The 13,227-nt window shown below is 46.8% G+C and carries 13 protein-coding genes; 8 read left to right on the forward strand and 5 right to left on the reverse strand.

Annotation, left to right across the window (positions count from 1 at the left end; translation table 11 throughout):
* The first annotated feature begins 12 nt into the window (after positions 1–12).
* From K8U60_RS05800 to K8U60_RS05810, 3 genes are all read left to right on the forward strand, one after another.
* The gene (locus K8U60_RS05800) at positions 13–780 is read left to right on the forward strand and encodes an ABC transporter ATP-binding protein (protein WP_223635659.1); all 768 of its coding nucleotides are present in this window, start codon (positions 13–15) and stop codon (positions 778–780) included.
* Positions 773–2,752, forward strand: coding sequence for an FtsX-like permease family protein (locus K8U60_RS05805; RefSeq protein ID WP_223635662.1), 1,980 nt, complete (start codon positions 773–775; stop codon positions 2,750–2,752). Before K8U60_RS05800 ends, K8U60_RS05805 begins: the two co-directional genes overlap by 8 nt.
* A 197-nt stretch (positions 2,753–2,949) precedes the next feature.
* Positions 2,950–4,071, forward strand: coding sequence for an NADH-dependent flavin oxidoreductase (locus K8U60_RS05810; protein ID WP_223635665.1), 1,122 nt, complete (start codon positions 2,950–2,952; stop codon positions 4,069–4,071).
* 72 nt (positions 4,072–4,143) lie between these two features.
* On the opposite strand, the gene K8U60_RS05815 is transcribed toward K8U60_RS05810, so the two are convergent.
* From K8U60_RS05815 to K8U60_RS05830, 4 genes are all read right to left on the reverse strand, one after another.
* Positions 4,144–5,055, reverse strand: coding sequence for a DMT family transporter (locus tag K8U60_RS05815; protein ID WP_223635668.1), 912 nt, complete (start codon positions 5,053–5,055; stop codon positions 4,144–4,146).
* Between the two features lie 140 nt (positions 5,056–5,195).
* Positions 5,196–6,209, reverse strand: a complete 1,014-nt coding sequence (locus K8U60_RS05820; protein WP_223635671.1) for an STAS domain-containing protein — start codon at positions 6,207–6,209, stop codon at positions 5,196–5,198.
* A gap of 163 nt (positions 6,210–6,372) precedes the next feature.
* Entirely contained in the window at positions 6,373–7,272 is a 900-nt protein-coding gene (locus K8U60_RS05825; RefSeq protein WP_223635675.1) for an oxidoreductase, read from the reverse strand.
* A 144-nt stretch (positions 7,273–7,416) separates the two neighbouring features.
* Positions 7,417–8,028 carry a hypothetical protein gene (locus tag K8U60_RS05830; RefSeq protein WP_223635679.1) on the reverse strand — a complete coding sequence of 204 codons (612 nt, stop codon included), beginning with the start codon at positions 8,026–8,028 and terminating at the stop codon, positions 7,417–7,419.
* A gap of 290 nt (positions 8,029–8,318) precedes the next feature.
* Here K8U60_RS05830 and K8U60_RS05835 point away from each other — a divergent pair, with 290 nt between their 5' ends.
* Genes K8U60_RS05835 through K8U60_RS05845 form a run of 3 tightly spaced genes read left to right on the forward strand, consistent with a single transcriptional unit; the run spans position 8,319 to position 10,289 of the window.
* Positions 8,319–9,047, forward strand: a complete 729-nt coding sequence (locus K8U60_RS05835) for an ABC transporter ATP-binding protein (RefSeq protein WP_223635681.1) — start codon at positions 8,319–8,321, stop codon at positions 9,045–9,047.
* A complete protein-coding gene (locus K8U60_RS05840) occupies positions 9,044–9,769 on the forward strand; it encodes an ABC transporter permease (protein ID WP_223635683.1) in 726 nt (241 codons plus the stop codon). Before K8U60_RS05835 ends, K8U60_RS05840 begins: the two co-directional genes overlap by 4 nt.
* A 46-nt stretch (positions 9,770–9,815) precedes the next feature.
* Positions 9,816–10,289, forward strand: a complete 474-nt coding sequence (locus tag K8U60_RS05845; RefSeq protein WP_223635685.1) for an NUDIX hydrolase — start codon at positions 9,816–9,818, stop codon at positions 10,287–10,289.
* A gap of 57 nt (positions 10,290–10,346) precedes the next feature.
* Here the strand turns inward: K8U60_RS05845 and K8U60_RS05850 are convergent, their stop codons facing one another.
* Positions 10,347–11,252, reverse strand: coding sequence for an oxidoreductase (locus K8U60_RS05850; RefSeq protein WP_223635687.1), 906 nt, complete (start codon positions 11,250–11,252; stop codon positions 10,347–10,349).
* Positions 11,253–11,412: 160 nt separating this feature from the next.
* Here K8U60_RS05850 and K8U60_RS05855 point away from each other — a divergent pair, with 160 nt between their 5' ends.
* Positions 11,413–12,162, forward strand: coding sequence for a phosphatase PAP2 family protein (locus K8U60_RS05855; protein WP_223635689.1), 750 nt, complete (start codon positions 11,413–11,415; stop codon positions 12,160–12,162).
* Between the two features lie 79 nt (positions 12,163–12,241).
* Entirely contained in the window at positions 12,242–13,141 is a 900-nt protein-coding gene (locus K8U60_RS05860) for a 3-hydroxyacyl-CoA dehydrogenase (protein WP_223635691.1), read from the forward strand.
* Positions 13,142–13,227 lie beyond the last annotated feature (86 nt).

The following is a 13,227-nucleotide window of genomic DNA, read 5'->3' on the forward strand; positions in this document are numbered from 1 at the left end:
GAGGGGTTGGCAATGACCTTATTAGAAATCAGGAACTTGAAGAAAGTATATACAGCGAAATTTTCAAATCAGCAGACAGAAGCACTGACAACCGTCAATTTTTCAATAGAGGAAGGCGAGTTCGTTTCCATCATGGGGGAATCAGGGTCAGGCAAGACCACGCTGCTGAACATCATATCCACTTTGGACGATGCGACATCGGGAGAAGTTTTCCTGGATGGCAAACCGTTATCGAAAATCAAAGATAAGGAGATTTCCGCATTCCGCAGAAATACACTTGGCTTTGTCTTTCAGGATTTCAATCTTTTGGACAACTTTTCGATTCGCGACAATATCCTGCTGCCGCTGGTGCTGTCGAAAACGCCGGTTGCAGAGATGGAAGCACGGCTGCTGCTGATTGTGAAGAATCTTGGGATTGAAGCCCACATCGATAAATTCCCTTATGAAGTATCGGGTGGGCAGAAGCAGCGGGTCGCTGTGGCGCGCGCCTTGATCACTCAGCCGAAAATCATTTTGGCCGATGAACCGACGGGAGCGCTCGATTCAAAAGCTTCACAGAACCTGATGGAAATCCTGACAGGCATCAACGAAAGCGGACAAACCATTTTAATGGTGACACATAGTGCCCGTGCGGCAAGTTTTTCCAACCGCATTCTGTTTATCCGCGATGGAGCGGTTTACCATGAGATTTACCGGGGCGATGCACCTGCTGATCAGTTCATGGATCGCATTTCGAAGTCCTTGAAGGTCTTGTCCAGTCGGGGTGAGCAGGATGAATAACCGTTTTTTCTCTTCGTTGGCGCTACGCAATATCAAATCGAACAAACAATTATACATTCCGTATCTATTGTCTTCGAGCACCATCATCATGATGTTTTACTTGATGGCTTCACTCTTGACCAATGAATTCGTCCAGGATCGTTCAAGTTCCTTATCTCCGCTGTTTATGCTCGGTACGGTGGTGATCGGAATCTTTTCAGTTATCTTCATTCTGTATACAAACAGTTTCCTGATCAAACGCAGAAAAAAAGAAATCGGCCTGTACGGCATTTTAGGGCTGGAAAAAAAGCATATAGCGAAACTTCTGTTTTTTGAAACGCTCTTTACAAGTTTTTTGAGTATTGCAGCAGGGCTGGTTGGTGGACTGATCTTCGGAAGGCTGTTCTTCATGCTGCTGAATTATTTGGTCAGGTTGCCTGTGGACATCGCGTATTCGACGTCAGGCTTGATCGTTTTGGCGACAACGGGGTTATTCCTGCTGATTTTCGGCATGACGTTTCTTTATAATGTCAGCCAATTCACTTTTGCCAATCCGATCAAATTGCTGAAAGGCAAGCAGGAAGGTGAAAAGGAACCGAAAGGCTCAATCATCCTGTTTATCTTGTCACTTGGTTTTTTGGCCTGGGGCTATGGGATTTCCGTGACGATTCCGGATCCGCTTGAAGCCATGACGAAGTTTTTTCTGGCAGTGCTGCTGGTCATCATCGGTACCTACCTATTCTTCATCTCCGGATCGATTTTCATCCTGAAATCCTTAAAGCGGAACCAGCAGGTTTACTACCGTCCCGGCGCTTTCATCTCCATCTCGGGAATGCTGTACCGCATGAAGCAGAATGCCGTAGGGCTTGCAAATATCTGTATCCTGGCGACCATGGTCATCATTTCGGTTTCAACGACGGTGACGATTTTTGTTGGGTCAGAAGAAGCTCTGGAGAACCGCTACCCTTATGAAAATAATATGACCCTTTTTGGTAAAGTCGACGATATTGATGAAATGAATGCACGTTTTTTTGAGCTTCAGGATGAGATTAGGAAAATAGAGAAATCAATGAATTTGGAAACGACGGAAATCAAGAGCTACCGTTATGAAGCTTTATTTGGTGCTTTAAACGGAAGCGAAATGATTCTTGATGAAAAACTGTCTGAACCGGATGAAGTCATTCAATTGAATATACTGCCGCTGGAGGATTTCAATCAGATGACCGGCAACTCCTATTCTTTGGCCGATGATCAGGCATTGTATTACCATTCGGGAGCTTATGAGGAAAGGGAGCTGACGATTGGTGACAAGACGTACCGGCTTGCTGAAATCGAAAATGAATTTAGTGAGGACATGGATTTAAGCGAATCGATGGCCATTGTAGTACCGGATATCTCACACCTTGCGGATATCCATGCAAACTTTACAGAGCAGTTCCCGGAAAGAAGCTACTTGACTATTGATGCAGTACTCGGCTGGAATACCAAAGGCACGGAAGATCAGAAAAAAGTGTTCGCAGAACAGTTAAATGAAGAATATGGCCTTAAGAGTGGCAGCCAAAACCTTTATGAATCCCGTCTGCTCCAACGTGAGGAATGGTATGGCATGAACGGTGGTTTCCTGTTCCTAGGAATCTTTCTGGGTTTCTTGTTTACCATCGGCACTGTACTGATCACGTATTTCAAACAGGTTTCTGAAGGATTTGACGACCGGGAAAAATTCCAGATTATGCAAAAGGTCGGACTGGACAAGGAAATGATCCAGGATTCCACACGTTCCCAGATTGTCTGGATGTTCTTCTTGCCGATTGGCATCGCCACAATCCATGTCATTTTCGCTTATCCGATTGTCCAAAAGCTGCTGCTGATTTTCGGCGTGACAAACGAAGTCACGTGGCTGTTGTCATTCGTCGGCGTGGTCGTCGCATTTGCGGCCATTTACTGGTTAATTTATCGTCTTACCTCACGTGTCTATTACAGCATCGTTAAATGAATAAAAGATACGTAGCCGTCAGGACAGACATTCAGTCGCCGGACGGCTTTTACCTATCAGCCAAAAGACTGAACTTCTGTTGCTGCCAAGCAGATGCGTCTCCTTTTGCCTGGCTATCGGTTACGATGATAGTAATGGAGACGTCAGGCTTGCCGACGCCTTCTGATGGGTAAAGAGATAGTCAAGGAGGAATTTATATGACCCTTACAACACAAAATATATTTGAACCGTTCACATTCACATCTGGCCTGACTTTGAAAAATCGGGTTTTGATGGCCCCGATGACGACTTCGTCTTCAGATCCGAATGGCGATGTTACAGAGGATGAATTGACTTATTACAAGCGACGTGCCGAAAGCGGACTGGGTGCTGTCATTACAGCCTGTGCACATGTCGAACCGCTTGGTGTCGGATTTTCTGATCCTTTAGGTGCTGACAGCGATGAACGGATCGGCAGCCTGACCCGTTTGGCTGCATCCATTCAAGAAGGCGGCGCCAAAGCGATTCTGCAGCTCTACCATGCAGGCCGCATGTCGAATGAAGAGCTGCTGAAAGGCGAGCAGCCGGTTGCACCGAGCGCTGTGCCGGCACCGCGCCCCAATGCAGCAATTCCACGTGAAATGACGGAAGAAGAAATCGAAGCAACGATTGCGGCATTCGGAGAAGCGACAAGACGTGCGATCGAGGCCGGTTTTGATGGCATCGAAATCCATGGTGCCAATACCTATTTGATCCAGCAATTCTTCTCGCCGCATTCCAATGTCCGCACTGATAAATGGGGAGGCGATGTCACCGCGCGCATGGCGTTTCCGCTTGCGGTCATTCGATCAATCCAGGAAGCGGTTGCTGAACATGCCGATAAACCATTTGTGGTCGGCTACCGCATCAGCCCGGAAGAACGCGAAGAGCCAGGGATCACGATGGATGATACATTAGAGTTCCTGAACGCCATCGCTGACCAGGGCATCGACTATATCCATGCATCCGTCGGCAGATTTTTTGGAGGATCGATCCGCGAAGAAGACAACCGGTCACGCGTGGAAATGATTCAGCAGCATATCGGCAATCGTGTGCCGGTCATTGGAGTCGGCGGTCTGCAGACGCTGAAGCAAGTGAAGGAAGCATTGGAAATCACACCGCTGGTATCGCTTGGCCATGCTTTGATCATGGATCCGGATTGGCTGGCGAAAGTTAAACAGAGCCGGGACGAAGAAATCTTCCAGGCGATCCACTTGAGCAAAAAAGAACAGTTGGATATTCCAGAGAACTTGTGGAATATGGTGACCAATGCACCGGGCTGGTTCCGAGTAGAGGAATAATGCTGCAATGGGTAGAACTTTTTCAAAAAAAAAAACAGCGCCACCTGAAGTAATTTCAGGTGACGCTGTTTTTTATAAGGACGATTCTGCAGTTTTTCCGGAAAGTACACGATGTTTTCTGCCTAGAACATTGACGATCATAACCCCGGCGATGGCGATGACACCGCCAATGAGCGACAAGGGAGTCGGCAGTTCATGCAGCCACATCCAGGCAACGACAATTGCCACAGCCGGCTCCAGGTAAATCAGGCTCGAGACAGAGCTGGCGTTGGCGAGCGACAAGGCGGTTGCCCATGTCACATAGGCAATTGCGGCCGGAAATACGCCAACATACAGTGTCGCCAGATGGGCTTCCAAGGTCGCAGACTGCATCGCGCTGAACAGACCAGGAGAAAAGAGGAGGAACGGCAAAGTACCGGCCCATGTAAAGTAGGCGGTCAGTTCGATTGCAGAGTAATGCGTCAACAGCGGCTTTTGGAAAACAAAGAAAAGAGCTGAAGCAAATGCAGCGACCAACACCAGCAAAGCCCCGTTTGTCAGTGTCAGCGAAGCGCCAGCCGATCCGAAGGCGATAAAGAGAATGCCGATAAAACCGATGCCAAGACCCATCCAGCCAAGGCTGCTCAAGCGTTCCTTCAAGAAAAATGCAGCGATCAACGCTGTAAAGATCGGACCGGAACCGACGAGCATACCGGCTGTACCAGCAGAAATGGTCTCCATTCCAAAGGTGACGAAGATATGGTAGACACTGATGCCGATCCACCCCAGTATCAGGATCCGGAGAATGTCGCCTTTACGGGGCATGCGGAATTTCGTTCCCGGCCATAGTGCATATATGAGGAACAGAGCCGAAGCAATCAGGAAGCGGACCAGTACGTTTTGTCCCGCATCATAGCCGCCCTGCAGCCCGACCCGAATGGCTGCGAAGGAAGACCCCCATATTAAAACAGAAAATAACGCGAGTGAAAAAGCTTTTGCGTTCAAGTGATCTCCTCCATTAACCATTGAGCGAAACAATGGCTATCCTATCCATGCTAATAAAACAGACAGGAATTAGTATATTCTTTTTTGGAGGAAATGTCTCTCAGAAGAAGCGCTATTTCGCTGGAACCCGGGCCGATGTTTCAGACAATCTTCCGTCCGCTTCGGCCGAGCGCATAATAGATTCCGTGCTGCAGGCTCTGCAAGGATTCAAAAGTCTTCAGGCTGTTTTGGGATTGCGCAATGATGATTGCCAGTTCAGGTGAAATGCCGACAAGGATGACTTCTGTTCCAAGAAGCCTGGCGGAAGCGCCCAGCTTATCGATCAGGGAAGCGGTATGCTCGGTAATGTGCTGGTTTAACCCGGTCAGATCAATCAGCAGGAAATTGGCTTTATGTTTTGGCAATTCGCTCAGGGTTTTAAAAATCAAATCCTCTGTCCGCTGTTCATCATAGCTGCCGATCATCGGTACTACGATAATGCCTTCGAGTACTGGGATGATTGGAGAGGAGAGTTCCTTCACTAAACTCTGCAAAGATTTTGTGTGTTCATCGACTAAAGCTTCCAACTTACGGATTTGGTCACCTTCCTGCTTCCGGGACAGTTCATGGATATTTTGCTGGACTGTCACGTCGGAAGGGAAATACTCGACGATGCTGTAAGGAGTATCTTCTTTTTGGTACTGGATGATTTTATACCAGAAATTGATGCCGAACAAACCCGTCAATACCCCTGCATAATGCGAAGGGACGAAGATGCCTTCTGTGTCCTTGTTTTTCAGCAGGTTCATTTTATATTCCCAATCGTTCTGTATATGCAGCGTAAAGGTGTTTTTTTCAGCATCCATGTCAATGATCTCGACTTTTCCCCATCCGGCAGGAGCGTATGTATTGGAAATCCACTCAACAACATTTGATGTATCAATCTGCTTCATGTCTTTGAAGCCTTCACCTACGATAACCCCTTGGCGAAATCCGGTTGTTTCCAACACAAGTTGCGTCGCTTCTATACCTGAAATATCTTTGATCGTGTCAAAGAAGGTTTCCATGGCGGTCGTCCAAAAAAGGACAACATCTCCACCTTCAAAAAGAGCTTCTCCTGTTTCCAAATCCCACTTGAGTTCTATTCCGCCAACATTAACGCTTTTTTTACTCATGCTAAAAATTCCTCCATTGATGAAAAGTGATGTAACGTGTGATATTCATACTTGTCCCTTAAGTATTCCCTTAGGAATAAACAATATGTCTTGGTGCGAAAATTTTTTGGACGGCAAAAATCCCAGGCAGTTGCCTGTGAATAAACAGCTGAGATTGGTTGGATCATTCCTGTAAAGAAGATTCGAAGGGATAAAGGACAGTCGTCAAGCTTTCCGATACTTCCCAAAGCTGTCGGGAGATATTCTGGTCTGTCGCATTGGCGTGTGGGGTGCCAAGTGCCGGAAAGCCTTTTCGCTGGAACTGGCCGTGAGGACCGATATATTCGCCACCTGTCAAATCCGGTTCGGTTGCAGCGTATAATGTCGACAACGCACCCATATCGGGTGGCTGAAGGAAAAGGTTGGCAAGGCGTTTAAATGGAGCCGGGATTTCCCACTTGCCCAGTTTGAATATATTGGTGGCAGAAACGCCGGGATGGCAGGCGATGCTGATCGTCTCAAGGCCATGCTCTTTCAACCGCTTGTCCAGTTCCAGCGCAAAGTAGAGATTGGCAAGCTTGCTTTGGTTATAGAATTTCTTTGCCTGATAACCTTTTGACCCATCGAGATTAGTGAAGTCGATGGAACCGCGGCTATGTGCCCGGCTGCTGATGGTCACAACACGTGAATTCGGCGTTTTTGCCAATACCGGCAGAAGCAGACCGGTCAATGCAAAATGGCCAAGATGATTACTGCCGAACTGCATTTCAAAACCGTCTTTTGTTTTAGCATAGGGAGGTGCCATGAGGCCTGCATTATTAATCAAGAGATGAAGTTTGTCATAGGAATTTTTGAATTCTTCTGCGAAATATCTAATACTCTCAAGATCCGCTAAATCCAGCTGCATGACGCCAATCTGAGATGAGGGATAGAGGTTGAGCAATGCGGCACGTGCGGCTTCACCTTTTACCGTATTGCGCACAGCCAGGATGATGTTTGTGTCCATCTGCAGCAAACCCTTTGCTGTTTCAAAGCCGATCCCGCTGTTGCCGCCCGTGATGATGGCTGTTTTTCCTGTAAGCAAAAAATCACTCCCTCCATTTCCATTATGCCAGTCAGTCTGGAATCTGTAAGGCTTATTTTATCGTTTCTTTGGCTCGATTGGAATTTTGACAGATAAAAAAGCGGACTTTCCATCAATTGCTTGATGGAAAGTCCGCTTTTGATTTTAATGGTGTTTTTCCCACTCGCCGTAAGTCACTTTGACGTCAATGACTTTTTTAGTTGTGGAAGTTTTGACATTTTCTTTGGAAACCTGTTTTTTGGTCGTCACTTTCACTTCCGGCTTACCATATTTTTTCTCAGTATCAACCTTGGTTTCATCGCTGATCACTTTGCCATTGCTACCTGGCGCTCCTCTGTGTTTGAGTGTATGGACAGTGGTTTTGATGATTTTGACAGGAGTGGTGATTGTTTTGATTTTTGTTGTTTTTGTCACTTCATCCCATGTGGTGACTTTAATGATCTTATAAGTGGTTTCGGTTTTGACATCCCGGTACAATTTATGATTTTTTGGATGTTGTTCTTTGGTTATTACCACATCGACTTTTTCAGAAACATCTTTCTTGGATTTCTTGACTGTTGAAGTATCGGTGGATTTTTTTACCTCTACCTCTTTATCATGGCTCACATCAACTGTTGTCGTTACAATGGTGGTGATGCCTTTTTCAAACGTCACCGTTTTCGTTACATGGCTGTCGTCTTTGCCGCCAGCCAATGAGCTGGAGGCAAAACCAAATACGAGTACAACTGCAAATAAGATCATAAACAGCTTCTTCATCTTCTTTTTCTCCTTTTGATTGATAGATTTGTGTACGTCCCAACAATTTTAAAAACAGCACAGACAAATCCAGCAAAGCTATAAATGAACATATTCTATGCGGCCGCATGAAATTTCAGTTCATTGTTTATGATTAAATTATATTACTAATAACAAAAAAATACCACAAAATTTCAACGGTTTTAAAAATATTTTATTCGCTTTAACATATCTGTACGATGGCTTGTTGCTTTATTATCCATCAGCTTCAAATGGCGTTAGAATGGAGAAAAGGAGGCGTTGGAGGATTCATGGAAATAGCGATTAAAGAATTGACCAAAACATTCAAAGATCGGGTTGCCGTAGATCATCTATCGCTGACAATCGGACAAGGGGAGTTTTTTGCGCTCTTGGGTGAAAACGGAGCGGGGAAAACCACAACCATTAAATTACTGAGCTGTCTGATGGAGCCGACGAGTGGAGATGCCATCATGCTGGGGGATAGTATTTCCGAAAATCCGCAGGCAGTGAAAAAGAAATTGAATATCTCACCGCAGGAAACAGCAGTAGCGCGTAACCTTTCCGTCAAGGAAAACCTCGAGTTCATTGCCAGGATCTATGGCAGCGACAAAAAGGAAGCAGAACAGAAAGCGGAACAGCTGATGGACAAGTTTGATCTGAAGGATTGGGCCAAAAGCAAAGGCAGGACGTTGTCAGGCGGATTGGAGCGCCGCTTAAGCATTGCGATGGCAATGATTTCAGAGCCGGAAATCATTTTTCTGGATGAGCCTACAGTTGGCCTGGATGTCCGTGCACGATTGGATTTGTGGCAGATTCTGCTGGATTTGAAAGGGCAGATCACCATCATTCTGACGACGCATTATTTGGAGGAAGTGGAGGCGCTGGCGGATCGCATCGGCATTATGCATAAAGGCAGGCTGCGCGCCCTCGGTACCTTGGACGAATTACGGAAACAGACCGGACAAGCCAAACTCCAGGATGTCTTTCTTCAGCTTACCGCAGAGGAGGGAACCGGATGAGGGCTCTGACATTTGCACAGCGCAACCGCAAAGAGATTTTACGGGATCCGATGACATTGCTGTTCGGCATGATTCTGCCGCTGTTGATGCTGTGGCTGTTTTCGATGATGGCTGAGAATATGCCTTTTGATCTCTTTACGCTGCGTAAGCTTGCTCCTGCAATCATCGTGTTCAGTTTTTCGTTCATTACGCTGTTTACGGGCATGCTGATTGGCCGCGATAAAAGCAGTTCCTTTTTGATGAGGATTTTTTCTTCTCCGATGACTGCAATCGATTATCTGATCGGCTACGCGCTGCCGCTGCTGCCGGTAGCGTTCATCCAGATGGCTGCCTGTTATGGAACGGCACTGCTGCTGGGCATGCCAATCACATATGATGCAATCCCAGCTTTCGGCGTACTGGTGATCATTTCACTTCTCTATATCGCATTCGGCCTGTTCTTCGGAACCTTTTTCACCGACCGCCAAGTGGGGGCGATGTTTGCAATTTTTGTCAATATCACGACCTGGCTGAGCGGAACTTGGTTTGAGCTAGACATGATTGGCGGCATTTTCGAAACAGTCGCTTATCTGCTGCCGTTTGCCCATGCCGTGGACGCTTCAAGAGCTGTCTTTGCCGGAGACTACCGCGCGGTTCTTACGCCGTTGGTATGGGTAATCGCCTATACAGCGGTTATCTTCGGAACTGCCGTGTGGGGATTCCGAAAGAGGATGCGCGGTTAAAGTTTTACTTTACAATAAACGTTAAAAGATAAGGGGTTATGGCAAAATGGGTTATATAGAAGAGTTGCGGGCAATTGTCGGTCATCGTCCGCTGATACTTGTCGGGGCGGTAGTAGTGATTGTCGATGAAGATGGCCGCTTGCTGCTTGAAGAGCGGAAATTCCCAAAGGATTTGTGGGGTCTTCCGGGCGGACTGATGGAACTTGGGGAATCCACAGAGGACACAGCAAAACGGGAAGTTATGGAAGAGACAGGATTGACGATTGAAGAACTCAAACTGATCAATGTCTATTCTGGCCCACAGCATTTTGTGGTAGCCGAAAACGGCGATGAGTTCTATGTGGTGACGCTCGCTTATTATTCCACTGAATACCGAGGTAAATTGACCGTCGACAAAAAAGAATCATTGAGCTTCAAGTTCTTTGCTTCAGAAGAACTGCCGGAAAAAATGGTCGGAAGCCATCGCACAGTGATTGAGGAGTTTCTCAATAAGCATTATCCAATTGTGCTGCCGGAGTAATCGCTCTCTGATGAATAGGAAAAGCCGCTTTCATGGATGAACATGAAAGCGGCTTGTTTATTGGGCTGTGGCATTGGCAAAATCAAACTTTACACTGGTCAATTGTTCCGATACTTCCCAGAGTTTTTTGGATACTTCTTCATCACCCGCAGAAGCGTGAGGCGTGTCCAGCGTCGGATAGCCCTTGCGTTGGCCTTTGCCGTCCGGGCCGATATATTCGCCGCCTTGCAATTGCGGCTCTGTTGCCGCATAGATGGTCGGCAAAGCACCCATATCAGGTGGCTGCAGGAAATTATGCATCACTGTCTTGAGCAATCGTGGGGCATCGCGTTTACCGAACTTAAAGAGGTTGGTCGCGGAAATTCCAGGATGGCAGGCAAGACTCAGTGTCTGAAGGCCATTTTGCTTAAAGCGCTTGTCCAACTCCTGGGCAAACAGCAGATTGGCCAGTTTGCTTTGGCTGTAGAACTTCATCGGCTTATAGCCTTTTGTGCCATCGAGATTATCAAAATCGATGGATGCTCCTTTATGGGCCAGGCTGCTGAGGGAGACGACACGCGAACCGGGTGTTTTTTTCAGCAGGGGCAACAACAGGCCGGTCAACGCAAAATGGCCGAGATGATTGCTGCCGAACTGCAATTCAAATCCATCCTTCGTCTTTGAATAAGGCGGGGTCATGACACCGGCATTGTTGATCAGCAAATCGAGTGAATCGTATTGGCTCTTAACGTTATCCGCGAATGTCCGGACGCTTTCAAGGTCTGCCAAATCCAGTTTCATCACATTTATCGCTGCCTTGTTATACGTAGTAAGGATTAAATCACGGGCTGCCTCGCCTTTTGCTGTATCGCGTACGGCCATGATGATCTGTGCGCCGCGATCGGCGAACACTTTAGCAGCTTCCAGGCCGATCCCACTGTTGGCACCGGTAATGATGGCTATCTTTCCAGTTAGTTGTTCCAAAAAAATCAGCTCCTGAGTTATTTACTTTTCTTCTAGTAAAAATACCACTGTGCCGCGTGTCTAACAAATTATTGGTTCCACATAATTGGTTTTTTTACATAATCTTTGAAAGAGAAGGGTAAAGAGAACATATCTGCAGTAGGTAGGTGGGAGCGATAGGATGGAGAAAAATGAAAAAATAGCTGGCCTGGCATTTTTGCTATTGCTTGGCGGGCTGGGCGTTGCGGCACTTTTTATTGTGTTATTTGCCGAATTGGCGGAAGAAGTGATGGAAAAGGAATTCGGTCTGTTTGATCGTTTCATCATCAGCCTACTTGAAGCGGGAGCTGGAGAGACGATGGATACGGTGATGTTCATCTTCACCGAGATGGGTTCAGCCTGGTTTTTGACGGGCTTATCGATTATTGTTCTGGCAGTATTGGGAGTTAAATTGAAAGATAAATGGGGGATTCTCTTTTTCATTATTGCAGTAGGGGGCGGCTCGCTCTTAACATTGCTGTTGAAGAATCTGTACGTAAGGGAGCGTCCAAGCATCAATGCTGAAATTGATGCAATCGGCTACAGTTTTCCGAGCGGCCATTCAATGGGCTCCTTGATTTTCTATGGTTTTGTGATGTACCTTGTTATCCGGACGCATCAGAAGGCATGGGTTCAAGGGCTGACTTTGACTGTTCTGAGCCTCCTCATCTTTTTGATCGGCAGCAGCCGGATCTACTTGGGAGCCCATTTTCCGAGCGACGTCCTTGCCGGTTATATTGCTGGTTCCATCTGGCTGATTTTGAGCCTGATTGCATTGGAATGGATTCAGTGGCACAGCAGAAGTCCGCTGCCGCCAGTCCATGCACTGCGGAAATTACTTGGGCCGTTGTATAGAACAGTGCGGACAAGAATCCCTTTTTTCAATAAGTAAGGCGCACAGTTCCTTGACTGGGTTTTAGCGGAAGCTATTGTCAAAGCATGAAACGAATCGGATATAAAGGAGAATGATGATGGATTACAAGAAAATAACGGTTGCGGGCAGTGGTGTATTAGGGAGCCAGATTGCCTACCAAACAGCATATAAAGGATTTGATGTAACGATATACGATCTCAACGAAGAAGCGATTGAGAGCTCGAAAAAACGATTGGCCAAGTTGAAGAAAAACTACCGCAATGACTTTGGCGTGAGTGAAACGGAAGTGGACGCCGCTTATGGCCGTCTGTCTTTCCATACCGATCTGGCCGAAGCGGTTGCTGATGCAGATTTAGTGATTGAAGCGATTCCTGAAGTAGCGGACATTAAAACGGCTTTCTATACGGAACTGGGCAAATCAGCTCCTGAGAAGACAGTATTTGCGACTAATTCCTCGACGCTGCTGCCAAGCCAGTTTGCAGAAGCGACAGGGCGTTCGGAAAAATTCCTGGCTTTGCATTTTGCCAATACAATCCGCATCAACAATACTGCTGAAATTATGAAACATCCGGGAACAGCTGATCAAGTTTTTGAGGACATGATCAAATTTGCCGAAGCGATTGGCATGGTAGCATTGCCTCTTTATAAGGAACAGCCTGGCTATATCTTGAATTCACTGTTGGTGCCTTTCCTGGAAGCCGCTGAACTGCTGCTGGTCAAAAAGGTCGCGGACGTTGAGACCGTCGATAAGACCTGGATGATCGCAACAGGGGCGCCGCTTGGCCCTTTCGCTATTTTGGATGTGGTCGGCATCAATACAGCCCACAATATTGTCCAGGCGAAGGCGGCAGCCACCGGCAATCCAAAGTTTGTGGAATTGGCTCACATGCTGAAATCGGAATACTTGGACAAAGGGAAGCTTGGAAGAGAAACCGGTGAAGGCTTCTACCGCTATCCGAACCCTTCTTTCATGAAAGAAGGATTCCTAAAAAATTGATTTGAAACACGTCCAGCCATTGAGTGGGGGGGCGTGTTTTTTGTCATGTTAAGAAATTCAAAAAACTGGGTATCCATTATTATCAA

The sequence above is a fragment of the Planococcus circulans genome (assembly GCF_020023385.1).
Classification (GTDB): domain Bacteria; phylum Bacillota; class Bacilli; order Bacillales_A; family Planococcaceae; genus Planococcus.

What these genes read in the sequence shown, in the direction of transcription:
- K8U60_RS05800 (WP_223635659.1), top strand. Translation starts at nt 13, where the DNA reads ATGACCTTATTAGAAATCAGGAACTTGAAGAAAGTATATACAGCGAAA.
- K8U60_RS05805 (WP_223635662.1), top strand. Translation starts at nt 773, where the DNA reads ATGAATAACCGTTTTTTCTCTTCGTTGGCGCTACGCAATATCAAATCG.
- K8U60_RS05855 (WP_223635689.1), top strand. Translation starts at nt 11,413, where the DNA reads ATGGAGAAAAATGAAAAAATAGCTGGCCTGGCATTTTTGCTATTGCTT.
- K8U60_RS05820 (WP_223635671.1), bottom strand. Translation starts at nt 6,209, where the DNA reads ATGAGTAAAAAAAGCGTTAATGTTGGCGGAATAGAACTCAAGTGGGAT.
- K8U60_RS05835 (WP_223635681.1), top strand. Translation starts at nt 8,319, where the DNA reads ATGGAAATAGCGATTAAAGAATTGACCAAAACATTCAAAGATCGGGTT.
- K8U60_RS05845 (WP_223635685.1), top strand. Translation starts at nt 9,816, where the DNA reads ATGGGTTATATAGAAGAGTTGCGGGCAATTGTCGGTCATCGTCCGCTG.
- K8U60_RS05860 (WP_223635691.1), top strand. Translation starts at nt 12,242, where the DNA reads ATGGATTACAAGAAAATAACGGTTGCGGGCAGTGGTGTATTAGGGAGC.
- K8U60_RS05810 (WP_223635665.1), top strand. Translation starts at nt 2,950, where the DNA reads ATGACCCTTACAACACAAAATATATTTGAACCGTTCACATTCACATCT.
- K8U60_RS05840 (WP_223635683.1), top strand. Translation starts at nt 9,044, where the DNA reads ATGAGGGCTCTGACATTTGCACAGCGCAACCGCAAAGAGATTTTACGG.
- K8U60_RS05830 (WP_223635679.1), bottom strand. Translation starts at nt 8,028, where the DNA reads ATGAAGAAGCTGTTTATGATCTTATTTGCAGTTGTACTCGTATTTGGT.